This is a genomic window from Sphingomonas phyllosphaerae (assembly GCA_036946405.1).
Lineage (GTDB): Bacteria > Pseudomonadota > Alphaproteobacteria > Sphingomonadales > Sphingomonadaceae > Sphingomonas > Sphingomonas phyllosphaerae_D.
Genome location: JAQIJC010000001.1, coordinates 2,323,737 through 2,349,802, shown reverse-complemented (window position 1 = coordinate 2,349,802; position 26,066 = coordinate 2,323,737). Strand labels below are relative to the sequence as shown.

Sequence of the window (26,066 nt, the reverse complement as noted above, 5' to 3'; positions counted from 1 at the left end):
CGATCAACACCCTCTACCGCGATGCACGACCGCGCCGATGCGGACGGCGTCCAAACCGAGCCATGCCGCCATCCGCTCGAGCTCGACCTCAAGCCGGGGCAGCGTATCGGCGGGCGCTCCCGGTTCCAGCGTGATGCGGTGCGCGAGCAGCAGCCCGGCCTGCCGATCCGCCTTGAGATCGACCCGGGCGACCAGCGCCTCGTCCATCAGGAAGGGCAGCACGTAATAGCCGTGCGTGCGCCGATCCTGCGGCACATAGATTTCGATGCGATAGTGGAAGCCGAACAGGCGTTCGGCGCGGGCCCGCTCCCAGATCAACGGGTCGAACGGCGCGAGCAAGGCAGCGCTGCACACCCGACGCGCCATGGTCGCGTCGCGATGCATCCATGCCTTCTGACTCCAGCTCTCGACCCGGACCGGCACCAGCACGCCATGCTCCGCCAGATCGGCGATGGCGTGATCGGCTTCGGCGGGCTTCAACCGGAAATAGTCGCGCAGATCACTGGCGGTAGCGACGCCCAGCGCACGGGCACTCCGTTCGATCAAGGCGCGTTGCGCCGCCTCAACCGATGGCGTTGGGAGCGCCAGTACCGCTGGCGGAATGACCCGTTCGGTCAGGTCGTACAGGCGCGCGAAGCTGCCCCGCCGGGTCGCGGTGGTGATCTGCCCGGACCAGAACAGCCATTCGAGCGCGTGCTTGACGTGGCTCCATTCCCACCATCCACTGCGGCTGGCCCCGTTCTCGAAGTCGGCCGCCGCCAGCGGGCCTTCGCCGGTGATGCGTTCGAGCACGGCATCCGCCTCGGCCCGGCGCTCGGTCGCGAACCGCCGCAGCGCCTGATAGCCGATCTCGCCACGCTCGGCCCGCGCCATGCGCCAGCGGAGCAGCGGGTGGAGGTCGAGCGGCAGCAGCGATGCCTCATGCGCCCAATATTCGAACATGCGCCGCTGGCGTTTCGGCCCCCACGCATCGCCCTCCAGAAACGCACGGTCATAGCTGCCGAGACGTGAGAATGCCGGCAGATAGTGCGCCCGCGTCAGCACGTTGACGCTATCGATCTGGAACAGGTTAAGCCGCTCGGCGGTGCTGCGCAGGTGGCGAACGGACGGACGGTCGGGACGCGCGCGACCAAAGCCCTGAGCTGCCAAGGCGATCCTGCGGGCTTCGCGGAGGGAAACGCTCATAGTGGGGAGAAGGACTGTAATTGGGCGGCCGTCAATCCAGCGGGCCGGCAGCGTGTGAGCCCCTGCCCTGCATGGCGTTTTGAAGGATCGTCTGCCAAATTCCGCCCGGACGCCGCGTGTGTCCGCCGAGGAGGAAGCATTGAAGATCGGGGTTATTGCCGACGCCCATGGAAATCTGGCCGCTCTGGAGGCCGTCCAGGACGCGATGACCGCCGCCGCGCCGGACCTGATCGTCAATCTGGGGGACCTTGTGTCCGGCCCGTTCGATCCGGCGGGAAGTGCTGAGCTTCAGATGCGTTCCGGCTATCACACCATCGCAGGGAACCACGAACGGCAGTTGCAGGATGACAGCCAAGGAGCCTTCGACGTTCTGGCGCGGCCGCTCCTGACCCAAGAGCATTGGGCATGGATCGAGCGCCTGCCCGCGACGCTCACGCTTTGCGACGGCGACGTCTTCGCCTGCCATGGCAGCCCGGCCGGCGGAGATCTGGAATATCTGCTCGAGGACGTGACATCGGGCCGCGCGACGCTGGATGCTGACGTCGTCATCCGGCCGCGCTTGCAGGGGATCGGGTCGGCCAGTCTGGTGCTGTGCGGGCACACGCATACGCCGCGCATGGTGGCGGTCGATGGCGTGCTGATCGTCAATCCCGGTAGTGTCGGGATGCCGTGCTACCGGGATCGGGGCGCGACCCCACACGTCATGGAGGCGGGCAGCCCGCTGGCGCGCTACGCCATCGTCGAACGTCGTCACGCCGGATGGGCCGCCCAACTGCACGGCGTACCCTATGACTATGAGATCGCGGCGCGTCAGGCGGAGGCTTTCGGCTTTTCGGCCTTTGCCCATACCGCCCGGACCGGTCGTATCCCGCCCGGCTGATCCGCCGCCTGTTCGAACGCTAGGTCGGAGCGGTGAGACGGTCGAGAAGCCATCCCACCGATCCTGCGACCGTCAGGCGCGATAGCCGCCTTGGCGCTCCAGCATCCAGCCAGGATATTCCGCTGGCAGCTTGGTCACCGCATCGAGCGCGGCGAGATCGTCCGCGTCGAGCGAAAGCTGGGTCGCCGCGATATTGTCGGTAAGCTGGTCGACCCGCTTGGCCCCGACGATCACGCTCGTCACCACCGGCTGCTGGAGCAGCCAGGCGAGCGCGACCTGCGCGACGGTGCAGCCCTTCGCCTCGGCGATGCGGCGCATCTCCGGGATCACCATCGAACCACGGGTACGATCGACCGGCGGAAAGTCGAAGTTGGCGCGCCGGCCATCCGCCGCCTGACCTTCGCCATCGTACTTGCCCGACAGATAGCCGCCCGCCAGCGGACTCCACACCATCAGCCCGATCTTCTCGGACCGCAGCATCGGGACGATATCTCGCTCCAGATCGCGCCCGACCAGCGTGTAATAGGCCTGGAGCGACAGGATCGGCGCAAGCCGCCGCGCCTCGGCGATGCCGACCGCCTTCACCACCTGCCACGCCGCCCAGTTGGACAGGCCGAGATAGCGGACGTGACCATGGCGGACGAGCGTGTCGAGCGCCTCCAGCGTCTCCTCGATCGGCGTGGCAGGGTCGAAGCCGTGGATCTGGTAGAGGTCAATATGATCGAGCCCCAGCCGCGAGAGGCTCTGCTTGCACTGGCTGAGGATGTGGCCGCGCGAGGCGCCGCGCGCATTGGGTCCGTCGCCCATCGGTCCCAGCACCTTAGTCGCGATCACGACATCATCGCGAGCGACGCCGATATTCTTGAGCGACTGGCCGAGGATGCGCTCGCTCTCGCCGCCGGCATAGACATTGGCGGTGTCGATGAAGTTGATGCCCGCATCGAGCGCGGTCCGGACCAACGCATCGGCTTCGTCCTGGCGAAGCTGGCCGATCTGGCCCCAGATGCCCTCGCTGCCGCCGAAGGTCATGGTGCCCAGGCAAAGTTCGGACACGAACAGGCCGCTATGGCCAAGCTGGCGCATACGCATGGGATGATACTCCTGGTGGAATGGATGAGCCGGAGATACGCCGCGAACGTTCGGCGCCGCGACGCCGATCCGATCAAAGTCCTGCCCGATCCTATCAAAGTAACGCGGCCGCCGGTGCTTTCTGCGCGCGGCGAAGCTACGATCTCTGCCATGACGACGCTATCAGACCTTGCCCGACTGATCGAGCGCCATTGGTTCGCCCATGGTCGCGAAACGCCGATCCCGGGCCTGCTCATCACTCGCGCGGAGGAGCCGACCGGCATTATCCGCACGGTCTATCGGCCGTCCTTCTGCCTCGTTGTGCAGGGCGCGAAGATGTCGATGCTGGGGCCGATGCCCTATCATTATGCCGAGGGCCAATGCCTGCTCGCCTCGGTCCACCTGCCAGTCACGTCACGCATCGTGCGGGCGAGCGCCGACGCGCCCTATCTGGCACTATCGCTGGCGATCGAGCCGGTGACCGTGGCTGAACTGGTGGCGGAGCAGGCAAGCGCGCCGGGGCCGGCCCCCGCGTTCAACGCGCTGGCGACCAGCGACCATGACCCGGCGCTGCGCGATCCTCTCAGGCGGCTGCTCGATCTGCTCGACCATCCGGCCGACCAGGCGGTGCTCGCTCCCCTGATCCGGCGCGAGATCGTCTGGCGGCTGCTCGGCGGCACGCTGGGGCCGGCGTTGCGCCAGATGGGTCTGGTCGACACCCAAGCCGCGCGCATCGGGCGCGCGACGGCGTTCATCCGCGATCATTATGCCGAGACGCTGCGCGTGGCCGACCTCGCCGCGCTGGCGGGCATGAGCGTCCCCGGCTTCCACCGCCATTTCTAGGCGGTGACGACGATGACGCCGGTGCAGTTCCAGAAGCAGGTCCGCTTGCAGGAAGCACGCCGCCGCCTGGTCGCCGCCGAGGAGGTCGCGAGCGTCGGCTTCGCGATCGGTTACGAAAGCCTGTCGCAGTTCAGCCGCGACTATCGCCGCCTGTTCGGGGCACCGCCGGGGCGCGATGCGGCAGCGATGCGCGCGCAACTGGTGCCGGAGCCGGCTCTCCCCTGATACTTGACTCCGTCAAGTAAACTGATCCAGCATGGTGGACATGGAAGATGCAGACGTCACCGCCATCCGCCGGTTCAACCGCTTCTACACCCAGACGATCGGCGCGCTCGATGCACGTTTCCTCGGCACCGAGGCGAGCCTGCCCGAAGCCCGCTTGCTGTTCGAGATCGCCACGCGCGAACCCGTCACCGCCAGTGGGTTGCAGGATGCGCTGGGCATCGACGCGGGCTATCTCAGCCGCCTGGTCGCACGCTTCGAGAAGCGCGGCTGGATCGTGCGCGTGCGCCGCGACAATGACGCCCGTGCGCGTGACCTGCGGCTGACCGAGGCCGGACGTGACGCTTTCGCCATCATCGACCACCGCCAGAGTCATGCCGTCGGCGATCTGCTCGCGGCGGTCGACGGACAAGCGCGGCGCGATTTGGTCGAAGCCCTGACGCGCGCGCGGCTGCTGCTGGATCCCGCATCGGGTGGGCCGTTCGTGATCCGGCCCTTCCGCACCGGCGAGCCCGCGCTGATCGCCGCGCGCCAGTCGCTCCTCTATGCGGAGAGCCATGGTTGGGGTCGCGAGCTGGAGGTGATCGAAAGCGAGGTGACGGCGGCGTTCCTGCGCGACTTCAACCCCGAGCGCGAGCAATGCTGGGTCGCCGAAATCGATGGGGTGATGGCAGGCGCGGTGTTCGTGACGGACGAAGGGGACAGCGTCGCCCGGCTGCGTCTCCTCCATGTCGAACCCTTTGCCCGCCGCCGGGGCATCGGCGATGCGATGGTCGGCGCTTGCGTCACCTTCGCACGGGAAACGGGCTATCGCGCGGTGACGCTATGGACCCACACCGTGCTGGAATCCGCGCGCCGCCTCTATGCCGCGCATGGTTTCGTGTGTGTCGAGACGGCGATGCATGAGCGGTTCGGCATTCCACTTCAGGGCGAGACCTGGCGGCTGGAGTTGGCGGCGTGACCGGCGGCCTGACAATCCGCCTTGCGACCGAAGCCGACCTCGCGGCGCTGCGCGACCTGATGACGTTGTCGATCGATTGCGGACAGGCGGCGGTGCTGACCCCGGCGCAGATCGTCGCCAGCCGGGCGGTGATGGGGCTCGACACGCAATTGGTGCGCGACGGCACGTACTTCGTCGTCGAGGATCATGGCGTGCCGGTCGGCTGCGGCGGATGGAGTCGGCGTGCGACCCTCTATGGTGGCGACCATAGCGCCAAGTTACGCGACCCGGCGCTGCTCGATCCGGCCAGGGACGCTGCCCGCATCCGCGCCATGTACACCCACCCGGACCAAGTCCGGCGGGGGATCGGCCGGATGATCCTCGACCGCTGCGAACAGGCAGCACGGGCTGAGGGGTTCGCCGCCGTAGAACTGATGGGCACGGCTGGCGGCGTGCCGCTCTACGCGGCCTGCGGTTACGTGCTGGTCGAGCGCGCCGATACCCATGTCGACGAAGTCGTCGTACCGCTGACCCGGATGCGCAAGCGGCTGTGACCCAAGGTTTACGTCGCCCGCCCGTCAGGCCGGGCAGGCCTTGACGCTCGGCCGACGCTGGAACGCCAGCAGCATCGCCAGCGCCACCGCCGCCATCGCCGCGCCCGCCAGCGATACGGCGGGCAAGCCCAGCCCGGCCCCGATCACACCCCCGCCGAGCGCCGCGCCGATCGCGTTGCCGAGGTTGAAGGCACCGATATTCATCGCGGAGGCGAGGTTCGGCGCGTCCGCGGCCGCATCCATCACCCACATCTGCAAGGGCGGCACGATTGCGAAGCTGGCGATGCCCCAGACCAGGATGGCGAAGGCGGCGGTCACCGGCCATGGCATCAGCACCGTGAACGCAAGCAGCGTCAGCGCCATGATCGCCAGCATCGTCAGCAGCGCCCGGTCGACCGAACGGTCCGCCAGCCGCCCGCCGACGCCATTGCCGATCGTCGCGCCGACACCGAACAGCATCAGCATCGCGGTGACATAGCCGGTCGAACCATGCGTCACATCGCGCAGGATCGGCACGATATAAGTGAACATGGTGAAGACACCGCCAAAGCCGATCGTGGTCAGGGCCAGCGCCATCACCACCGGCCCGCGCGTCAGCACCCGCAGCTCGGCGCGCATGTCCCTCCCCGGCCGCGGGGCCGATCTCAACGATGCCGAGCAGCAGATCGCCGACCAGGGCGCACCGCGCGGACGGCTGCGGATCAGTGCGGCGCTGGCGCATGGCCGGTTGTGCGTCGTGCCGCTGTTCGGCGACTTCGCGCGCGCCTATCCGCACATCCTGATCGATATCGCGCTGACCGACACGCTGGTCGACATCGCTGGCGGACAGGCCGATGTCGCGATCCGCTTCGGCCCCCTCGCCGATAGCGGACTCACCGCCCGCAAATTGTCCGAGGCGCGGCGCGTGATCGTGGCGTCGCCCGACTATCTGGCGCGGGCGGGCATGCCGACGGTGCCGGAGGACCTGCACGCGCGCAATTGCCTCAACTTCAACTTTCGCCGCGCCGAGCCGATCTGGCCGTTCCGCCGCGACGGCCGGGATTTCGCACTGTCTGTGGACGGCGGCATCGTCGCCAATAATGGCGAGACGCTGGGTCAGCTCGCCGCTGCCGGGGTTGGCATCACGCGGGTCGGCCGCTTCAGCGTCGCGGCCGAGATCGCGGACGGGCGGCTCGTGCTGCTGCTGGAAGAATACAATCCAGGCGACGTCGAGCTGATCCACGCGGTCTTCGTCGAGGGCTCCACCACCCCTGCACGAGTGCGGGTGTTCGTCGACTTTCTGGTCGAGCGCTTAGCCAGCCGGTTCGAGTAGCGGGCACGACACGGTCTTTTCCAGAAAGGCGTACAGTCGATCATCGTCGCTCATGGCGACGTTGAAGCGCATGTGATCCCGCCAGCCTCCCGTGGTGCTGAACACCGGGCCCGGCGCCAGGACGATCCCTTCGGCGATCGCCCTGCGCGCAAGATCGACGGCATCGACCCCATTTGGTAATCGCGCCCAAAGAAAGATCCCTGCCGCCGGATCGGTCCACGGCTCGATACCGACAGCCCGCAGACGTTTCGCCACCCGGGCCGTCGCTCGGGCCAGCCGGGTCCGGACACCGTCGACGTGGCAACGCTAGCCATCCGACGATCCCGGCGACGCCCGACATGCGCCACGCTCGCTGTGCGTCCGAACCGCTCCCGGACGCGACCGCGTGCCCTGCCCCGCCCCGCCCCGGCGCGACACCCGATCGGGCCATCAGCCGGGCGCAAGACGCGAAGAACCCGACCAGCCGGAAGGCTGACCGGGTTCTTCCGTCGCGACATCGGACGGCCGCTGCGGAAACGACTTACAGCATCGCGCGCGCGTAATTCCCACTCCGCCGACGCGAGCGGGCGGTGTAGCCGATCACCCCGAATCCGGCGACCAGCATCATCCAAGTGGCCGGCTCGGGCACGGCTGCGGTGCTCGCGGTCTCGAATCGGAATCCCGACGGGTTGATGTTGGCGTTCTGCCCCGGCGCATTGTTCGAGATCACAAACGTCAGGGTGTTCAACCCGGCGGTCAGCCCCGAAATGCTGCCCGACGAGAACGAGCGGTACGAGTTCGACAACACCGCGCCGACCTCGACGCCGTTCAGAAGCACGCGCGACAGTTTGTCGTCGGCGGCGAAGTTGAAGTTCAGCACGTCGTCGGCCGCGGCGCTGAACGTGTTGCTATACGAATACCAGCCGGGGCTGCTCGCCGCATTGGCTGCGGTCGAAACCCACTTCGACATGCTGTCGCCGACGAGCCAGTTCTTGACGTTCGCGGTCACCACCACGGCGGTCTTCGCGCCATCGGTCGACAGCGCCTGCGCGTTGCTCGGGCTGTTCAACGTGTCGCCCAGGAAATTGACCGTCCAGTTCGAATCGACCCCAGTGTTCCCGATCGTCGGCATCGCCAGCGCAGGTGCCGCGACGAACGATGTCGCCGCCGCGATAGTCAAAACGAATGAACGCATACTCTATCCTCCACATCTCTCCGCAAAACCCCCGACTTCGGGTTGCAGCACCATCGGGATAGACCGCGACTCGCTGAATTGGGACGTTTTTCTTCGTTCCACAACGAGATATCAAAGCAGGGAACCAACCCGGATCATGCCGGTTTATCTACCCCTTCGCGGATCGGCACGGTGAACGTTCAGTCATCGCGCCAACGCAGCGCGAGCGACCTCGACCGTCGGAACAGCATGATCATCCCGCCGACGATCCGTATTGCGGCCAAGGCGGACCTCGCGGTGCTCATGACGTCAAATTGATCCGCCATTGCGAGCCTAGCGAAGCGATCCAGAGCGTCCTGGTCCGGCCCGGGTTTGCTTCGCTAGGCTCGCAATGACGAACCGTCATATGCAACGTCACGTCATCACACTCCAAGGCGCAGCTTGGGTGTGACGCACCGAAACTTGGTCAATCACCATCGTCACCCCGGATTTGTTCCGGGGCTACCGCCCCGCAAGAGCAACCGCCTTTGTGCTGGCGGACGGGTGGATGCCAGAACGAGGCCGGCATGATGTCCCCCGTTTCGAAGCGGCCGCAACCGGATCTAGGCCGGCACGCCCGGCATCTGCTCCTCGTCCCCCGCGACCACCTTGGCCTGCTTTTTGGCGAGGCGCTTGGCGCGCCGCTCCGCCTCGGCGTCGGCCGCGACGTTCTCGGCCAGTCCCAGCCCCAGCCCCAGCAAGACGAAGATCAGGTGCTGGACCGGATACATGACGAACGCCCACTCATATTTCAGGTGCAGCCCGGCCGTCAGCAGCGACATGCCGATCCCGATCAGATACTCGCCCCGCTTGTCCTTTCGGTTCCTGAACGCGGTCCGAAGGATCGTCACGATGCCGCTGCCGATGAAGAACACCAGCAGGATCGTGCTCACCATCCCGGTCTCGGCGGTGATGAGCAGGTAGCTGTCATGCACGTTGGTCGAGCGGCTGCCCGATGTCGCATTGACCCCGGCGCGCGACGCGTAATTGCCGATGTTGGTGATGACGACATAGCAATTGGCCCCGACCCCGGCCGGATAATCCCTGATCATCATCCACGCCGCCTTTTTGAACGCGGCGCGCTCGGCATTGCTGCTCTCGACGTTGTTCGAATGCGCGCGCTTGCTGATCGTCGCGATCGCGACCGGCGTGATGATGACCGCCGCCACGGTCGCCAGCGCGAGGATCTGGCGCTTTTGCGGTGTCCAGCGCCAGATGCTCGACAGCACCAGCAGCGCGCCCATGCCCGCGGCACCGAAGGCGAGCGTCGCGCGCGACGCCGTCAGCACATCGATGCCGAGCGCCATGACCGGGCCGAGCTTCGCATACCAGCCACGGGTCTTTGCCATCGCCAGCGACAGCGCAGGAATGCCGACGAGATTGGTCACCAGACCGAGCAGGTTCTGCGCGCCCATGCTCCCGGTCGCCTGCAACACCCCCGAGAAATGCTGTTGCAGCGCGAGGACGAACTGGATGCACAAGGCCGCCACGCCGCCGGCGACGATCGCCTTGAACGCGTGCGGATTGCTCGACAGCCGTCGCGCTGCGAGCAGGATCAGCAGCATCCGGACGAGCTGCGCCGCATAGCCGAGCGCCGCCAGCTTGTCGATCGCCCAGCCCGCGCTCGCTGCGGCGATGACGATATAGGCGATGAACAGCCAGACCCACGGCACGCGCTTCTTGCGACGCGGCGTGGCGACGAGCACCGCGATCGCCAGTGCATCGACGATCGAAACCTCGATCCCCTTCGTGTGCCCGGGCCAGTAGGGAAACGAAACCGGCGCGACATAGAGGTGAAGCGGCGCGAGCAGGAACGGCAGCGCGCCCAGCGCGAACATGATCGCCGGCTGGTAACGCGGTTGGCGGGCATAGGTGACCAGCAGGGGGCACAGGCCCATCAGGAGTAAGAGAAAGACCCACTTCAAGGCGACGCGACTCCAGCACTCGACGGGCGCCACGGCGCGACGACCCCGCCGTCGCCGTCATCGTCGGTCACCATGGAGTGGCCGATACAGGCCCGAAAGCCCGATACAACCGAAAACTCCACCGCCGGCGTCATGGCGCCAACAGGCAGAATATCCGGTTAACGGGGCGGCGGCGATCCATCCGGCGCCGGTCGGCCGGCACGGCCGGCGTGGATCGTGCCACGCCGACCGCCATGAAGGTCAGATCACGCCGGCCTTCATCTGCTTGACCGCATGATCGGCCGCGCGCGCTGTCATCGCCATGAAGGTCAGCGATGGGTTGACGCACGATACCGACGCCATCTGCGCGCCGTCGGTGACGAACAGGTTCGCGGCGTCATGCGCCTGGTTCCAGCCGTTGAGCACCGAGCTGTTGGGATCGCGCCCCATCCGTGCGCCGCCCATCTCGTGGATCGCCTCACCCGGAACATGCTTGCCGCGGCCACCGGTGACGTTGACCAGCCCGGCGCGGCGCAGCATCAGCTGCCCCTGCTCCAGCGCGTCGTCCATCATCTTGATCTCATTGTCGCGGAACGTCACGTCGAAGCGCAGCAACGGGGTGCCGAAACGATCGGTCTTGCCGAAGTTCAGCATCACCTTGTTGTCGTCATAGGGCAGGCACTCGCCGAACGCGCCCATCGAGAAGCGCCACGGACCGTATTCGCGCATCCCGTGCTTCATGTCGGCGCCGAAGCCCTCGACCATCGCAGGCTGACGGAACGCCTGTCCCTGATAGCCATAGCCGCGCTTGAACGGCAGCTGCTCGGACACGAGGTTGCGGAAGCGCGGGACATAGACCCCGCCGGGCCGCCGGCCATATTCGATCAGGTCGGTCATGCCGGGAATCTCGCCCTGCACGCCGACGCGGAAGATATGGTCCATCACCTGGCTGCCCAGCGCGCCGTTCGAATGGAACCAGCTCCGCTCGCTGTCCTTCGGGCGCGAGTTGAGCAGGACATGGAGCGAGCTCATCGCCGAGGCGCACAGGAACACCATCCGTGCCTGCACGACTTCGGCGCGGCCGGTCTTGGCGTCGACCATCCGCACGCCGGTGACGCGCTTCTTCGCCGGATCGTATTCGAGGTTGGTCACCCACGTATCCGACCGCAGCGTCAATCGCCCCGTCGCGCGCGCCGCCGGCAACGTCACAGCCTGCGTCGAGAAATACGCGCCGAAGCTGCACCCATGGCTGCACTGCGAGCGCTTCTGGCAGCGCGTGCGGTTCTGCTCGGGCTTGTCCTCGGTAATGTTGCTCAGGCGCGCGTTGATGAGCTTGCGGCCGGGGAACTCGCCTTCCAGCCGACCCTTCAGCCACTTCTCCGCCACGTTCATCGGGAACGGCGGCATGAACTCGCTGTCGGGCAGATAGTCGAGGTTCTCCTTGCCCCCCGACACGCCGATATATTTCTCGACATAGCTGTACCACGGCGCGACGTCGTCATAGCGGATCGGCCAGTCGACCCCGACGCCCTCGCGCTTGTTCGCCTCGTAATCGGTCGGCGCCCAGCGGAAGCTCCACCGCCCCCAAGTCAGCGACTTGCCGCCGACCACCGATGGCCGCACCCAGTTGAACTTGTTCGGGGCGTCATAGTCATAGGGGTTGAGCCGGTCGTTGATGAAAAACGGCTGCGTGCTCGGCGATACCCAGCCGTTGAGCGCGAAATAATCGCGCTTGGCCAGCGCGGCGGGCATCTTGTCGCGCGCCGGAATCTCATAGGCGGGCTTGCCGTCGAACGGATAATCCTCGCCATGTTCGACCATCCGGCCGCGATCGACCATCAGGACGCGCAGGCCCTTTTCGGTAAGCTCCTTCGCCGCCCAGCCGCCGCTGATGCCGGAGCCGATGACGATTGCGTCGAAACGATCTGTTGCTGCCATGATCTGTATGCCCGCCATAGGAAGGTTCGGGAGGAAAGGCGGCGTCCGGCCGGACGCCCGCGTCGGTCAGGCCGAGAAGATGCGCTTGACCTTCGCATAGGGGTAGGCGCCGTCATATTCGCCGGGCACCGGCAAATATTCGCGCTCCTGCGTGATCCCGACCTCGGACGTGTAATAGCCGGTGATTACCAGCTGCTTGAACGCCGGGAAGAAGTCCGTCGCGCTTGGCAGCTTGTCGTTCATCGCCAGCGTCAGCAACGCGTCCTGCTGCGCCGCGCTCGCCTTCACCGCCGGCACGCGGTAATCCGCCATGCTCCGCGCATCGATCGCGGCAAGCCCGCCGAGGATCGTCGCCCGATCGTCGTCGACTGCCCAGTCGCCCATCATGTGCTCGATATAGTCGGGGACACCCGCGGTGATCGCGCCCGGTGTATCGGTGGTCGGCATCACCCGCTCGCTGAGCGCTGCCACCAAAGCGCGTTGCGCGGCGGTGAAGACCGGCGCGGGCGGCCCGGTATTGATGACGGGATCGGGCTGGTAAGCGACCGCCCGCGCGAGCGGCGCGAACGCGCTCGCTCCAAACGCCGCGACCATCGCGGCCAGCGTCTCGCGCCGGCCGATCATCGCGACGCCTCGCGCCCGCGACATGCGTGAGCCTGGCTCATATCTCTCCCCAACCCGCAATTTGTTAGCGCAATCTTTTCACGCTCCGGCCGCCCCGTCAATGCGGCGAACGTCTGAGCCAGATCAGCGGCACACGCCGTCGTTAACCTTATTTCAGCAAGCATTTGTCATTGACGAGCTACACCCGGCTCGTTCGCGGGCGCTACATCCCGACAGGCCGGTCGCTCCCGACCCGCCATCTGCCCGATCCGGGAAGGAGGTTCTTGATGACGACACGCGGCCTATCGGCATGGTTCGGCTTGGGTTCCAGCCTCCTGGCGATCCTCGTCGCGGTCGAGCGCCCGCACTGGTTCGGTCTGACCTCCAGCGCCCAGGCACCGACCACCACCGCAGCGGCGGCCGCGCCCGACGCGCGCACCGCCCCGTGGCTCATCAAGCGCGACGTCGTCCGGGCACGCTGACCCGGCCGGTCACTGTCCCGCCGCGCGTTGCTGTGCGGCGCGTTCGGTCAGCGTCTTCAACGTCTCGTCGAACCGCCCTTCCCGCTCGGCCTGCCGCAGGAACTGCACCTCATCAACAAGGATTTCGCGCGGGGTCGGCTGCTGCAGGAACTGCGCGGCGACGGCATCGGCGAACGCCTCCAGCGGCATATAGCCCGGTCGCTGCGCCTGTCCCGGCGTCAGGTCGGTCTGCACCCCCGGCGGCGCCAGCTCGATCACCTCGACCTTGCCCTCCAGCTGCGTGCGCAGCGACACCGTGTATGAATGGATTGCCGCCTTCGTCGCCGAATAGGTCGGCGCAGCGACCAGCGGCACATAGGCCAGTCCGGAAGTAACGGTGACGATGGCGGCATCGGGCTGTGCGACGAGATGGTCGGTCAGGGCATTGGTCAGCCGGATCGGGCCGAGGATGTTGATCTCCACCGTCGCCTCGGCATCGCGCAGGTCGCGGCGTGCGGTCAGGTCTTCGAACTTCATGATCCCGGCGTTGTTGAACAGCACGTTCAGCGCCGGAAAGTCGGCCACGATCGCCGCGGCGAACGCCTCGACAGCCTTCACGTCCTCGACATCGAGCGTCCGGACATGGATGCGCTCGCGACCCGCCGCAGCCTTCTCCAGCGCCTCGCGCCGCCGCCCGGCGATGATGACGGTATCGCCGCGATCGTGGAAGCGGTGCGCCAGCGCCTCGCCGATACCGCTGCCGCCGCCCGTCATCAGGATCGTATTGCCACTGGTCTTCATCGTCGCTCGCTCCGCCTGCACCGGCGCGCCACGCGACCGGCGGACGGCATAACGTCATGAAGATAAGGGTTGTTTCCATCCGCCACGCGGCTCGCCGCGCCGTGGAGCCGGGTCGACGACCGGGTGCGGCCGCCCTTCCTCATCCCGGATCATCAGGCTAGGTCGCGCGTTGATTTTGCCCGAGCATCACCGGAAACAATGACCGATCCCTCCCCGACCATGGCCGACGATCTTCCACCGGAGCTTGGCTTCCTGGCCGGGGGTGGTGCGGCGACGGCGTTGATCCTCGCGCGCGACTGGCGCGATCACCCGCTCGGTCCGCCGCAGAGTTGGCCGTCAACCTTCAAGACCGCGCTCAGCCTGCTGCTTAACTCGCCCGAATCGATGATCCTGTGCTGGGATGCGGACGAGCTGTTCTTCTTCTTCAACGAAACCTATTTCCCGCTGCTCGGCCCGCGGCTCGACTGGGCGATGGGCACCCCGATGCGCGAGGTCTGGGCGGATGCGTGGGAACAGGCGCGCCCGATCGTCGATGATGCCTTTGCGGGGCGAAGCCAGCGGTTCGTCGACCTGCCGTGGAAACTCGCCACCGATCGCGGCGCGGCGGATACGTGGTGGAGCTTCTCCTATTCGCGCGTCCTCGACGATCATGGCGGCAGGGCCGGGCTGTTCATCTTCACCAACGAGACGACGCAGCGCGTGCTCGCGGACCGCGCGCTGTCGGAAAGCCGTGCCGAGCTGGTCCGCCTCAACGCCGATCTCGCCCGCCAGGTGGCGGAACGCACCGCCGAGCGCGACCGGATGTGGAACGCGTCGCCCGATCTGATGGTCGTGGTCGCGCCGGACGGGCGCTATCGCTCGGTCAATCCGGCATGGACCGACATCCTCGGCTACAGCGCGCAGGAGTTGATCGGGATCGACGCGGTATCGCTGGTCCACCCCGACGATCTGCCCGCTGCGGTCGAGGCGCTCGCCGCGGCGCAGGCCGGTACGATGCCGACGTTCGAAACCCGCTTCCGCCACCGCGACGGCAGCTATCGCTGGCTGCAATGGGTCGCCGCGCCCGGCGAAACCGAAGTGTTCGCGGTCGGCCGCCACATTACCGACGCAAAGGAAGCGGCAGAGCAGCTCAGGCGCACCACCGAACAGCTCAGCCAGGCGCAGAAGATGGAGGCGATCGGACAGCTGACCGGCGGGGTCGCGCACGATTTCAACAATCTGCTGACGATCATTCGCGGATCGGTCGAGCTGCTGCGTCGCCCCGCCCTGTCGCTGGAGAAACGTGATCGCTACATCGAGGCGATCGGCAACACCGCGGCGCGCGCCGCCAAGCTGACCGGGCAATTGCTCGCCTTCGCCCGGCGCCAGGCGCTGACCCCGGAGTTGCTCGACATCGGCGCCGCGGTCGGCGAGATCGCCGAGATGGTGCAGACGCTGATCGGCGCGCGCGTCATGCTGCACGTCGATGCGCCATCGACCCCGTGCCTCGCAGAGGTCGATCGCAGCCAGTTCGAAACCGCGCTGGTCAATCTCGCGATCAACGCGCGGGATGCGATGGATGGTCAGGGTACGCTGCGGATCACCGTGTCGCCGGCCGTGGAGATTCCGTCACTGCGCGGGCATCACGGGATCAGCGGCGATTTCCTGTCCGTGGCGGTGATCGACGATGGCGCGGGCATCGCGCCCGAGGCACTGCCGCACATCTTCGAACCGTTCTTCACCACGAAGGGCGTCGGCCGGGGCACCGGGCTGGGGCTGAGCCAGGTGATCGGCTTCGCCAAGCAATCCGGCGGCGACGTCAGCGTCGCCAGCGAGCCCGGTCGCGGCACCACCTTCGCCCTCTATCTGCCACGCGTCGCCGAGGGACGCGCCGCCGCCACCCGGATCGAGGACGATGGTCCCGCCGATGGTCAGGGCGCCTATGTGCTGCTGATCGAGGACAATGAGGAGGTCGGACGGTTCGCCACCACCGCGCTCAACGAACTCGGCTATCGCAGCCTGCTCGCCACGAACGCGATCGATGCGCTGGCGCTGCTCGAAACCGACGCCGCGCGCTTCGATGTCGTCTTTTCCGATGTCGTGATGCCGGGAATGAACGGCGTCGAATGTGCGACGCGCATCCGTGCGAACCATCCCGCCCTGCCGATCGTGCTGACCAGCGGCTATGCGCATGTGCTTGCCGAGAACTGGCAGCATGGCTTCGAGCTGCTCCACAAACCGTATTCGATGGAGCAATTGTCGCGCGTGCTGCGTCGCGCCGTCGCGCGCGGCACGCGCTTTCGGCGCGAATAAGGAACCCTTGCCCTCACCTCGCGTCTCGCACCCAACGAAGGAGACGGCGTGGGCGAGACGGACAAAAAGGGGTGGCGCGACAATATCGTGCTGTTCGGCGCGCTCGCCGCCAATCTGGGGATCGCAGTGGCCAAGTTCGTCGCGGCGGCGATCACCGGTTCGTCGTCGATGCTGACCGAGGGCGTGCACTCGGTCGTCGACAGCGGCAATCAGGTGCTGTTGCTCTACGGACAGCGCCGCGCACGACGGCCCGCCGATGCCGCCCATCCGTTCGGCTACGGACGCGAGCTGTATTTCTGGGCGTTCGTCGTGGCGATCCTGATCTTCGCGATCGGCGCGGGCGTCTCGATCTACGAGGGCTATCTCCACATCATCGAGCCCGAGCCGCTTACCGACCCGCTGGTCAACTATATCGTGCTTGGTGTCGCTATGCTGATGGAGGGTGCCTCCTGGACGATCGCAATGCGCGAATTCAACCAGACGCGTGGGGACATGGGCTGGTGGCAGGCGATCCACGAATCGAAGGACCCCGCCGGCTTCATGGTGCTGTTCGAGGATAGCGCGGCATTGATCGGGCTGGTCGTGGCGGCGATCGGCGTGTGGTGCAGCCATTATCTCGACGATCCGCGGCTCGACGGTGTCGCCTCGATCGTGATCGGCGCGATCCTCGCCGCGGTGGCGGTGCTGCTGGCGCGCGAGGCGAAGGGGTTGCTGATCGGCGAGCGCGCCGATCCGGCGGTGATCGCCCGCGCGCGCGCGATCGTGGCGGCGCATCCGGAGATCGTCGCGGTCAACCACGTCCGCACGGTGCATACCGCGCCCGAGATGGTGTTCGCGGCGATCAGCGCCGATTTCGACGACGACCTGTCGATGGGCGCCGCCGAAACGCTGATCGAGACGATCGAAACCGAACTGCGCACCGCCTTGCCGCAACTCAAGTCGATCTACATCCGCCCGGAAAAGCGCGACGACGCCGTGACGTTCTGACTCCCCTCCCCTTCAGGGGAGGGGCTGGGGGTGGGGCAGTGTCTCACCAAGACCAGCGCTCATGCCTCAGGCTCGCCCCGGAACATGATGAGTCGCGTCTACCCGTCATCGCAAGCGCCCCGAAGCAATCCAGAGCGTCCTGGCGGTGGTCCCGGACAGCTTCGCTACGCTGCCAACGACGATGCGGCAAACGTGATGTCATCACGCTCCAAACCGCATCTCTCACACTCCGACCGATCCCGCTCGCCGCGCCGCCGCGAACAACCGCGCAAACGCCGCCGCGTCGATCGCGCCGACCGCGAGCAAAGATCCCGCGAGATAGCCCGGCGTGCCCGGCAGCGCGATCGATGCCGCCTCCGCCGCGTGCCGCGCGAGCTGCGCGTCGATCTCCGCCGCGTGCGCCGCCAGGTCGGCGACGACGCGCGTCCAGTCACCACCCGCCGCGGCCACCGCCTTGCGCAGGTGCGCCGTGTCGAGCGGACCTGCCTCGGTCATCAGCATGTGGTGCAGCCTCGGGTAAATGCCCTGCCGCGCGGCGCCCAGCGCCACCCGCGCCGCACGCTGCGACGGCGCACCGAAGATCGGCCAGTCCTTGAACAGCATCCGCACGTCGCCATCCCTCGCCACCGCCGCGGTCAGCGCGGCGTACCCATGGCGACACGCCGGGCAGCGGTAATCGCTGAACACCGCCATCCGCAGCGACGCCGCCGCTGACCCGGTCGCCGGCGCGCGCGGATCGTCGAGGATTTCCGCCACCGCGCCTGACGCACGCACGTCGCGCCCGACCGGCGCGCTGCGCGCCAGCACGCGCCCGACCGCCCAGCCGCCGACACCCGCCGCGCCCAGCGTCAGCAGCGCGCGGCGGTCGATGCGCCGTGGGTGGTGTGCGGCCGGCTTCATGGGCGCGAATGGTCGCGCAAGCCGCGCTCCCGGACAAGCCCACGAAGCGTTCCGGGCCGTCCCGACACCACGCCGCGCTTATGGCGCCGCGGCGATGCCGTAGAAATCGAGCGCATGGCCACCGAAAATCCCCTCGGCGGCTTCGGGACAATGCCGCTCCACATAGGCGGCGATCACGTCGTGCACCGCACCGTAATCGGCCGCGAGCAGGGACACCGGCCAGTCCGATCCCCACATCAGCCGCTCCGGCCCGAACGACGCGAAGACATGGTCGAGATAGCGTTCGAGATCGTCCGGCGTCCAGCGCGCGTGGTCGGCCTCGGTGACCAGCCCCGACACCTTGCACATGACGCCCGGGCAGGCCGCGACCGCCGCCAGCCGCTCGGCCCACGGCTGCCACCCGCGCGTTGCGATCGCGGGCTTGGCGGCGTGGTCGAGCACGAAGCGCCCTTCCCCGACCCGGTCGAGGAACGCCGGCACCGTCGCGAGCTGCCGATGATCGACGAGCAGGTCGTAGCTGAGTCCCTGCGCCGCCACGGCGCGCACCCCGCGGACGAAGGCGTCGCCCAGCAGGAAGTCGGCATCGGGCTCGTCCTGCACGATATGGCGGTAACCGACCAGCGACGGCGCGATGCTGACCGCCAGCCGCTCGGCGATATCGTCGGCGCGCAGGTCGATCCAGCCGACCACGCCGACGATCGCGGCACAACGCGCCACCGCAGCCAGCAGCATCTGCGTTTCCTGGGGCACCTGCCGCGCCTGCACCGCAATGGCGCCTGCTATTTTCCGCGATGCGAGCGCACCGGCGAGCGCATCGGTGTCATAATCGCGCGCGATCGCGCTACCGGGATCGATCCAGCCGAACGCCGCCGGATCGTAGCGCCACAGGTGGTGATGCGCATCGATGCGCGGTGTCCGGGTCATCGCCTGTCCTTCATGCCGCGGGATGATGCCCCAGCGTCAATGAGATACGCGCCGCGGCCGCCTGCAACAGCCCGTCGACCGCGTCCAGCTTCACCCGCTGCGATCCGTCGATCAGTTCGAGGTACGGCACGGTCAGCGCTCCCACGATCTCACCACTGAACGCGAACACCGGATAACTAACGTCGGTAACTCCGTGGGTTACCGGGCTTTGCCGCCGGTCGAACCCTTGCCGCCGGACAGTCGCAAGCCGCTCCTCGAGCCAGTCCGGATCGACCGGCTGGCCCTGCGTCGCCGCCGCCGCCGCGACGATCCGCGCCACGCGCTGCGGTGACGAAAAGGCGAGCAGCACCTGCCCCGAACAGCTGCGGATCATGTCGATCGCCGCGCCGAGCCGCAGCGAAAAGCCCCGCATTCCAGGATTTTCCTCACGCGCGATCACCAGCCCATAGGCGCCGTTCGGCACCACGAAATGGCACGATTGCTCGGTCTCCGCGGCGAGCTGCTGCATCTCCGGGGTCGCAGCACGCGTCAGATTTTGCGCCGGCGTGGCGCGATAGGCAAGGTCGAGGATCTTGTACGACACGGTATAGCGATCGTTGACCGGCGACCGTTGCAGATACCCGATCTGCTCCATCACCACGACGATCCGGAACAACTCGCCCACCGAGCGGCCGAGCGCCGCCGCCATGTCGGTCACCAGCGCACCCTGCGGATAGGCGGAGAGCAGGTCGAGGATTTCGAACGCCTTTTCCAGCGCAGGCGCGGCATAGGTGGTCTGCTTAGGTCGCACGTCGGCCTGTTTGCGCCCCACCGGCATCAGCCCTGTGCGCGGGCGCGGACCGCATAGGTCAGCACCACGAGGAAGCACGCTGCCGGGACCAGCATCGCCGCAGCGATCCCGGCGCGGTCCGAGACGAAGCCGATCACCCCGGTCAGCACTGCGCCGCCGATGATCGCCATGATGATCAGCGACGAACCGAGCCGGCGCAGCGGTCCGAGCGTCTCCACCCCAAGCGCGAAGATCGTCGGAAACTGGATCGACATGAAAAAGCTGGTCGCCACCAAGGCGTAAAGACCGATCGTCCCACCGACCAGCGCCGCGGTGGTGGCGAGCAACGCGGACACGCCCGCGAAGGTCGCGAGCAGCCGCGCCGGCGCGATCCACGTCATCAGCGTCGTGCCGACGAACCGCCCGCCCGCGAACAGCAGCAGCGAAACGAACAGCATGTCCGCTCCCTGCCGCTCGTTCCAGCCGAGCGCACCCTGCGCATAGCGGATCGTATAGCTCCACAACCCGACCTGCGCGCCGACGTAGAAGAATTGCGCGATCACCGCCCCGATCAGCCGTGGATGACGCAACAGGTCGGCGAAGCGCTGCGTCTTCGCCGCTTCGGGCACGTCCCGCGCCGCGGTATTGCGCGGAAAAGCGGTGAGCGCGGCGGCGAAGGCGAACAGCAGCACGATTGCCGCAATCGCCAGATATGGGGTCGCGACCGCCTGCACCTCGTTGCGATAGAAGGCTTCGCGTGCCGCGGCGTTCATCCCGGCGAGCGTCGCCTCGTCATGCTCGATCCCCGACAGGATGAAGTTGCGCCCGATCAGGATACCGGTGATCGCGCCGAAGGGATTGGCGGCCTGCGCCCAGTTGAGCCGCCGCGTCGCGGTCGAAGGATCGCCCAGCTCGGTCATCAGCGGATTGGCCGAGGTCTCGAGGAACGCCAGCCCGGCCGCGATCACGAACAAGGCGAACAGGAACAATTGATAGGCGCTGATCGCCGCGGCTGGATAGAAGAGCAACGCACCGACGCCGTAGAGCAGCAGGCCGGTGACGATCGCCGCCTTGTACCCGAACCGCCGCAGCACGATCGACGCCGGAATCGCGAACACGAAATAGCCGAGATAGAACACCTGCTGTACGAAACTGGTGCCGAAATCCGACAGCGTGAACGCCTTCTTGAACTGCGCGATCAGGATATCGTTGAGGTTGTTCGCCATCCCCCACAGGAAGAACAGCGAGGTGGTGATGACGAGCGCCGGCACCCAGCGCCCTGCCCCGCCGGGCGCGGGTGCGCTGGCGGCACGGGGATGATCCTCCAGCGGGGGGGAGCCTTGCCACGCCATGTGCCGTCATCCTCTTTTATTTTCGCCGAGCCGGGTCGTTGCGCCCGGGGTTCGTCAGAACGTTACGATCGCCTTCAGAACATGGTCCGCCTCGGCGATCAACTGCGGCATGCGCACGGGCAGGTCGTCGGCGTCGACGCTGTGGGTGTTTAGCGCGTCGGTCGGAATGTCGCCGCTGCGGATCGCGGCGAGCACACGTGCGAAGTCGCACGACAAGGCATTGCGGCTGGCGATCAGCGTCGTCTCGCGGCGGTGGAATTCGGGATCGGCGAAGATCAGGTCGTCGGGGACGACGCTGACCAGCACGTAACTGCCCCCGTTCGCGACATAGTGGAGTCCGGCGCGCATCGCCTGGATGTTGCCCGTCGCGTCGAACACGCAGTCGAAGAAGTCGCCGTCGGTGCGCGCCGCCAGCGCGTCGCGGATCGTGTCGTCGACCGTCACCACATCCTCGAACCCCAGCCGGGTGCGCGCATAGTCGAGACGCGACACGCGCGTGTCGATGATCGTCACCTGCGCGCCGTCGAGCCGCGCGAACAGCGACACCGCAATCCCGATCGGCCCGGCACCTGCGACCAGCACCCGGCCGCCCGCCGACAGCCCGGCGCGTGCCACCGCATGCGCACCGATCGCGAGAAACTCGACCATCGCCGCCTGTTCGAGCGTCAGGTCGTCGGCGGGGATCACCGCGCGTTCGGGCACCGCAATCACGTCCTGCATCCCGCCGTCGGTATGGACGCCGAGCACCGCGATCCGCGCGCAGCAATTGGGCTTGCCCTTGCGACATGCCACACATGTGCCGCACGCCAGATACGGATTGATCGTCACCCGCTGACCGACGCGCAGCGCCGATCCCTCCGGCACCGCCGCGATCTCGCCCGCCAATTCGTGCCCCATCACGCGCGGGTAGGAGAGGAACGGCTGATTGCCCGCGAAGATATGATAGTCGGTGCCGCACAGACCGACGCGCCGCATCCGTATCAGGACCTCACCCACTGCCGCGACCGGCGCCTCCCGCTCGACGCGTTCGAGCGCAAATGGCTCGCGGCACACAATCGCGCGCATCGGTAAAGTCCTCTTCCTACTTCGCTTTCATATATGAGACCTTATTTACCGACAGGCAACATGCGCCTGCGTCATTGATCGACCGGCGGCGAAAGCGGGCCAGCTCCTATCCCATCCGCTCGCGCACGACCTGCTCCAGCACGGTCAGCGGCATTGCGCCCAGCGTCAGCACGCGGTGAAAGTCCTTCGGATCCCATTTCGCGCCCGCCTTGCGCTTCGCCTCGTCGCGCAGCCGCGTCCAGACGGTGTGGCCGATCTTGTAGCTGCACGCCTGCCCGGGCCAGACGGTGTAGCGGTCGATCTCGCCCTGGCTCCGTCCGCGCGCGATCCCGGTGGCGGCGATCAGGTAATCGGTCGCCTTCTCGCGGCTCCAGCGCTTGGCGTGCATCCCCGAGTCGACCACCAGCCGCGTCGCGCGGAACAGCAAGGATTGCAAATAGCCGACCTGCCCGAGCGGATCGCCGTCGTACATCCCCATCTCGTCGGCAAGCTGCTCCGAATAAAGCGCCCAGCCCTCCGAATAGCCCGAGTAGAAGCCGCGCCGCCGGATCAGCGGAATGTCCTGGCTTTCCAGCGCCGACATCACCTGCAGATGATGCCCCGGCACCGCCTCGTGATAGCTGAGCGTCGCCAGCCCGAACTTCGGCCGGTCGAACGTATCGCGCAGGTTGATGAAGTAGATCGCCGGCCGCGACCCGTCGAGCGATGCCGACTGATAATAGCCCCCCGGCGCCCCGGCCTGGATCGCCTCGGGCACGCGACGCACCTCGACTGGCGCGCGTGGCAGGATCGCGAATTGCTCGGGCAGCCGCTTCGTCATCGCCGCGACCTGTGCGCGGAGCTGTTCGAGCAGCGCCTCGCGCCCCGGATCGGTGTTCGGGTACAGCTGGTCGGGACGCTTGTTGAGCGCGACCAGCCGCTCGCCGACCGTGCCCTGCGCCATGCCCTGTTTTCGCAGGATGCCGTCGATCCGCGCGCCGATCTCCGCGACCTGCGCGAGCCCGAGCCGGTGAATCTCGTCGCCGGTCATGTCGGTCGTCGTCGCCGCGCTCGCCGCCGCCGCATAATAGGCTTCGCCATCGGGCAGCCGCCATACGCCGGCATCGTGCACCGCGCGCCCGCGCAGCTCGGTCACCAGCGCGCGCTGACGGTCGAGCGCGGGGAAGACGCGTTCGGTCATCAGCTTCGTCACCGCCGCGGCGCGATCGGCGGGCAGGTTCGCCGCCTTCAGCTTGGCGGCGAGATCGGTGGCCGGGCCGGTCGCATCGGCGGCCTTGTCGCGCACCGCGGCGAGCTGCTTCAGCGTCGTGTCGAGGATGTAGTCGGGCGCGAACACGCCCTTGCGCGCATCGGCGCGCTGGCGTTCGGTTTCCGCGTCGATCACCGGCCCCCAGGCGGCGACGCGCGCGACATAGGCGTCGGCGTCGGCGGCGTCGCGCACGCGGTGCTGGTTGGCGAGGAAATCGGGCACGTCGCGGTATGCGCCGGTCAATTGCGTCAGCACGTAAGGCGCGTAGCGACCTGCGCTCGCGCCATAATCATAGCGTTCGCCCGCCAGCATCCGGTCGAGGCTGTAGGCGACGATGTCATAGTCGAGCCGCGCCGCGTCGCCGAGCGCGTCGCGCGGGATCGCGCGCAGTGCCGCACGTTCGGCGCGCGCACGGGCGAAGTCGCGCTGCTCCCCGGCGCGGCTCGCATCCGACAGCCGCGACTTGAGCAACGCACGCGCACCGGTATCGAGCCCCAGCGAGGTCGCCTGCTCGGGACTTTCGTCGAGCCGCGCGTAGAAGAAGCGATCGAGCAACGCGCGCAGCTCCGCGTCGCGCGCCCCGGTCTTGGCGGCCGCAGCGGGCGCGCCCGGCAGGACGGCGAGCGCGGCGGTGGCGCTGGCGGAGGCGAGGAACTGGCGACGACGCATGCGAACTCCCGATCTGGTTATGGCAGCCAGACTGACGTTCGCACCCGGCTTTGTCGAGCATCGGCAGCCACTTGACCGGCAATCCGCATTTTTCGGGTCACGAAGGGCGACAAACCACATTTCGCCTGCGTACAGTCCCTTCCATGGCGATCGGACTGCACAACGAAGGCTTCTCGGACGCATTGGTGGTGCTGGGTGCCGCAGGGCTGGTGATCCCGGCGTTCGCACGTTTCCGGATCAGCCCGGTGATCGGCTTCATCCTCGTCGGCGCGCTGGTCGGCCCCGCCGGGCTCGGCGCACTCGTGCCGCGCGCGCCGTGGCTCTATTACTTCACGATCTCCGACCCGGAATCGATCGAGCCGTTCGCCGAGTTCGGCATCGTGCTGCTGCTATTTTCGATCGGACTGGAGCTGTCGTTCCGACGACTATGGGCGATGCGGCAATTGGTGTTCGGCACCGGACCCGCGGCGCTGGTCGGCTGTGCCGCGCTGGTCGGGGTCGCCTTGCACCTGATGGGGCAGAGCTGGGGCGGCTCGGCCGGGCTTGGGCTCGCGCTCGCGCTGTCGTCGACCGCGTTGGTGCTGCCTTTGGTCGGGACGACCAGCCCGGTCGGACGCGGTGCCTTCGCGATCCTGCTGTTCCAGGACCTCGCGCTTGTCCCGATCATCTTCGCACTGGGGGCGATGGCGCCGACCGCCAGCGACGAGGGCTGGGTCGGGATCGCCGGGGTGGCGCTGCGCGGCGGGCTGACCGTGGTCGCGATGTACGTCGGCGGTCGGCTGGTGCTGCCGCGGCTGTTCGCACAGGCGGCGCGCACCAAGAGCCCTGAGCTGTTCCTCGCCGCCTCTTTGCTGGTCGTGATCGTCGCCAGCGTCGCGACCACTGCGGCGGGGCTGTCGCCGATCGTCGGCGCGCTGCTCGCCGGGCTGCTGATCGCCGAAACCGAATACCACACCGAGGTCGAGGTAATGACCGCGCCGTTCAAGGGGCTCGCGCTCGGCGTGTTCCTCATCACGGTCGGCATGAGCCTCGATCTCGGCGCGATCGCGCGCAACTGGATGCCGCTGCTCGCCGCGGTGCTCGGCGTCGTTACGGTCAAGGCGGTGGTCACCTATCTGCTGCTGCGCGTCGCCAATGCGCGCCCCGGTATCGCTGCGGAAACGGGGATGCTGATGGGCAGCCCGTCGGAAACGACGCTGATCGTGCTTGCTACCGCGGCGCAGGCGCAGCTCATCACCGCCGCCACCGCCAGCTTCTGGCAGACCGTCACCGCGATCGGGCTGACGATCACACCCTTGCTGGCGCTGCTCGGCCGCCTGATCGCGCGACGGATCGAGAAGCGCGACGGCTTGCGCCCCGATACGCTCGATCACGTCGAGGGGCAGCGTGCGGTGGTGTTCGGGTTCGGCCGTGTCGGGCGGATGGTCGCCGACATGCTGGCACGCCACGAACAACGCTATGTCGCGGTCGAGGCCGACATCGACGCGGTGACGCAGGCGCGCGCCGGCGGCTACCCGATCATCTTCGGCGACGTCGCGCGCGCCGAATTGCTCGATCGTCTCGATCTGGCGAGCGCGCGCGTGCTGATCCTGACGATGGACGATCCAGTATTGACGGTGCGACTGACAAAGCGATTGCGCGCCGCTTTCCCGGCGTTGCCGATCATCGCCCGCGCGCGCGACACCGCGCATGCCGCCGAACTCTACAAGGCCGGGGTGACCGACGCGGTCCCGGAAACGCTCGAAAGCTCGCTGCAATTGTCGGAGGCGGTGCTCGTCGATCTCGGCGTCGCGATGGGGCCGGTGATCGCCTCGATCCACGAAAAGCGTGAGGAATTGCGCGAGACGATCCGCCGCACCGCGATGCTGGAGCGGCAACCGCGGATCCGGCGCATCCGGCGCAGCGACGAAATCCGACCCGCTTGAGGACAAACGGTCGCGATTTTGCCGCACATCG

Annotated in this window: 23 protein-coding genes and 2 pseudogenes; 10 read left to right on the top strand and 15 right to left on the bottom strand. The window is 67.4% G+C overall.

Going from position 1 to position 26,066, the window contains the following annotated elements; genetic code table 11:
• Window positions 1-3: 3 nt before the first annotated feature.
• Window positions 4-1,149, bottom strand: a complete 1,146-nt coding sequence (locus tag PGN12_11250; GenBank protein ID MEH3104471.1) for a winged helix DNA-binding domain-containing protein — start codon at window positions 1,147-1,149, stop codon at window positions 4-6.
• Between the two features lie 175 nt (window positions 1,150-1,324).
• On the opposite strand from PGN12_11250, the gene PGN12_11245 reads away from it, so the two are divergent.
• Window positions 1,325-2,065 carry a metallophosphoesterase family protein gene (locus PGN12_11245; GenBank protein ID MEH3104470.1) on the top strand — a complete coding sequence of 247 codons (741 nt, stop codon included), beginning with the start codon at window positions 1,325-1,327 and terminating at the stop codon, window positions 2,063-2,065.
• A gap of 72 nt (window positions 2,066-2,137) precedes the next feature.
• Here PGN12_11245 and PGN12_11240 read toward each other — a convergent pair whose 3' ends face one another.
• Window positions 2,138-3,154, bottom strand: coding sequence for an aldo/keto reductase (locus PGN12_11240; GenBank protein ID MEH3104469.1), 1,017 nt, complete (start codon window positions 3,152-3,154; stop codon window positions 2,138-2,140).
• Window positions 3,155-3,304: 150 nt separating this feature from the next.
• Between PGN12_11240 and PGN12_11235 the strand changes: the two genes are divergently transcribed.
• From PGN12_11235 to PGN12_11220, 4 genes are read left to right on the top strand one after another with little or no spacing between them, the layout of a single operon-like run.
• Window positions 3,305-3,976: an AraC family transcriptional regulator N-terminal domain-containing protein gene (locus tag PGN12_11235; protein ID MEH3104468.1), complete on the top strand. Its 672-nt coding sequence runs from the start codon at window positions 3,305-3,307 to the stop codon at window positions 3,974-3,976.
• 12 nt (window positions 3,977-3,988) lie between these two features.
• A complete protein-coding gene (locus PGN12_11230) occupies window positions 3,989-4,201 on the top strand; it encodes a helix-turn-helix domain-containing protein (protein MEH3104467.1) in 213 nt (70 codons plus the stop codon).
• Window positions 4,202-4,241: 40 nt separating this feature from the next.
• On the top strand, window positions 4,242-5,159 hold the full coding sequence (locus PGN12_11225; protein MEH3104466.1) for a helix-turn-helix domain-containing GNAT family N-acetyltransferase: 918 nt from the start codon (window positions 4,242-4,244) through the stop codon (window positions 5,157-5,159).
• Window positions 5,156-5,692 (top strand): GNAT family N-acetyltransferase, encoded by a 537-nt coding sequence (locus tag PGN12_11220; GenBank protein ID MEH3104465.1) that lies wholly within the window; start codon window positions 5,156-5,158, stop codon window positions 5,690-5,692. Before PGN12_11225 ends, PGN12_11220 begins: the two co-directional genes overlap by 4 nt.
• Before the next feature lie 24 nt (window positions 5,693-5,716).
• Here PGN12_11220 and PGN12_11215 read toward each other — a convergent pair.
• Window positions 5,717-6,313 (bottom strand): annotated as a pseudogene (locus tag PGN12_11215) (MFS transporter).
• Between PGN12_11215 and PGN12_11210 the strand changes: the two are divergent.
• Window positions 6,276-7,004, top strand: a pseudogene (locus tag PGN12_11210) (LysR substrate-binding domain-containing protein). The pseudogenes PGN12_11215 and PGN12_11210 overlap by 38 nt on opposite strands.
• Here the strand turns inward: PGN12_11210 and PGN12_11205 are convergent.
• The 5 genes from PGN12_11205 to PGN12_11185 form a co-directional block, all read right to left on the bottom strand.
• A complete protein-coding gene (locus tag PGN12_11205) occupies window positions 6,984-7,259 on the bottom strand; it encodes a hypothetical protein (protein ID MEH3104464.1) in 276 nt (91 codons plus the stop codon). The pseudogene PGN12_11210 and the gene PGN12_11205 overlap by 21 nt on opposite strands.
• A gap of 265 nt (window positions 7,260-7,524) precedes the next feature.
• Entirely contained in the window at window positions 7,525-8,178 is a 654-nt protein-coding gene (locus tag PGN12_11200) for a PEPxxWA-CTERM sorting domain-containing protein (GenBank protein ID MEH3104463.1), read from the bottom strand.
• A gap of 581 nt (window positions 8,179-8,759) precedes the next feature.
• Window positions 8,760-10,094 (bottom strand): O-antigen ligase family protein, encoded by a 1,335-nt coding sequence (locus PGN12_11195; GenBank protein ID MEH3104462.1) that lies wholly within the window; start codon window positions 10,092-10,094, stop codon window positions 8,760-8,762.
• A 267-nt stretch (window positions 10,095-10,361) separates the two neighbouring features.
• Window positions 10,362-12,038, bottom strand: a complete 1,677-nt coding sequence (locus PGN12_11190) for a GMC family oxidoreductase (protein MEH3104461.1) — start codon at window positions 12,036-12,038, stop codon at window positions 10,362-10,364.
• 66 nt (window positions 12,039-12,104) lie between these two features.
• Window positions 12,105-12,686, bottom strand: a complete 582-nt coding sequence (locus PGN12_11185; protein MEH3104460.1) for a gluconate 2-dehydrogenase subunit 3 family protein — start codon at window positions 12,684-12,686, stop codon at window positions 12,105-12,107.
• 242 nt (window positions 12,687-12,928) lie between these two features.
• Between PGN12_11185 and PGN12_11180 the strand changes: the two genes are divergently transcribed.
• Window positions 12,929-13,123, top strand: a complete 195-nt coding sequence (locus PGN12_11180) for a hypothetical protein (GenBank protein MEH3104459.1) — start codon at window positions 12,929-12,931, stop codon at window positions 13,121-13,123.
• 9 nt (window positions 13,124-13,132) lie between these two features.
• Here the strand turns inward: PGN12_11180 and PGN12_11175 are convergent, their stop codons facing one another.
• Window positions 13,133-13,903, bottom strand: coding sequence for an SDR family oxidoreductase (locus tag PGN12_11175; GenBank protein MEH3104458.1), 771 nt, complete (start codon window positions 13,901-13,903; stop codon window positions 13,133-13,135).
• Between the two features lie 219 nt (window positions 13,904-14,122).
• Between PGN12_11175 and PGN12_11170 the strand changes: the two genes are divergently transcribed.
• Both PGN12_11170 and PGN12_11165 read left to right on the top strand, forming a co-directional pair.
• Complete coding sequence (locus tag PGN12_11170; protein MEH3104457.1) at window positions 14,123-16,195, top strand: PAS domain-containing protein; 2,073 nt, start codon at window positions 14,123-14,125, stop codon at window positions 16,193-16,195.
• A gap of 48 nt (window positions 16,196-16,243) precedes the next feature.
• A complete protein-coding gene (locus PGN12_11165) occupies window positions 16,244-17,182 on the top strand; it encodes a cation diffusion facilitator family transporter (GenBank protein ID MEH3104456.1) in 939 nt (312 codons plus the stop codon).
• A gap of 222 nt (window positions 17,183-17,404) precedes the next feature.
• On the opposite strand, the gene PGN12_11160 is transcribed toward PGN12_11165, so the two are convergent.
• From PGN12_11160 to PGN12_11135, 6 genes are all read right to left on the bottom strand, one after another.
• Window positions 17,405-18,082, bottom strand: coding sequence for a DsbA family protein (locus PGN12_11160; GenBank protein ID MEH3104455.1), 678 nt, complete (start codon window positions 18,080-18,082; stop codon window positions 17,405-17,407).
• Between the two features lie 78 nt (window positions 18,083-18,160).
• Window positions 18,161-19,006 carry an amidohydrolase family protein gene (locus PGN12_11155; GenBank protein MEH3104454.1) on the bottom strand — a complete coding sequence of 282 codons (846 nt, stop codon included), beginning with the start codon at window positions 19,004-19,006 and terminating at the stop codon, window positions 18,161-18,163.
• 10 nt (window positions 19,007-19,016) lie between these two features.
• Complete coding sequence (locus tag PGN12_11150) at window positions 19,017-19,817, bottom strand: IclR family transcriptional regulator (GenBank protein ID MEH3104453.1); 801 nt, start codon at window positions 19,815-19,817, stop codon at window positions 19,017-19,019.
• A gap of 5 nt (window positions 19,818-19,822) precedes the next feature.
• Window positions 19,823-21,127, bottom strand: a complete 1,305-nt coding sequence (gene fucP / locus PGN12_11145; GenBank protein ID MEH3104452.1) for an L-fucose:H+ symporter permease — start codon at window positions 21,125-21,127, stop codon at window positions 19,823-19,825.
• 54 nt (window positions 21,128-21,181) lie between these two features.
• Window positions 21,182-22,192 carry a zinc-binding alcohol dehydrogenase family protein gene (locus tag PGN12_11140; protein ID MEH3104451.1) on the bottom strand — a complete coding sequence of 337 codons (1,011 nt, stop codon included), beginning with the start codon at window positions 22,190-22,192 and terminating at the stop codon, window positions 21,182-21,184.
• Between the two features lie 106 nt (window positions 22,193-22,298).
• Window positions 22,299-24,110, bottom strand: a complete 1,812-nt coding sequence (locus tag PGN12_11135; GenBank protein ID MEH3104450.1) for a DUF885 family protein — start codon at window positions 24,108-24,110, stop codon at window positions 22,299-22,301.
• A 143-nt stretch (window positions 24,111-24,253) separates the two neighbouring features.
• On the opposite strand from PGN12_11135, the gene PGN12_11130 reads away from it, so the two are divergent.
• Complete coding sequence (locus tag PGN12_11130) at window positions 24,254-26,035, top strand: cation:proton antiporter (protein MEH3104449.1); 1,782 nt, start codon at window positions 24,254-24,256, stop codon at window positions 26,033-26,035.
• Window positions 26,036-26,066: the final 31 nt, after the last annotated feature.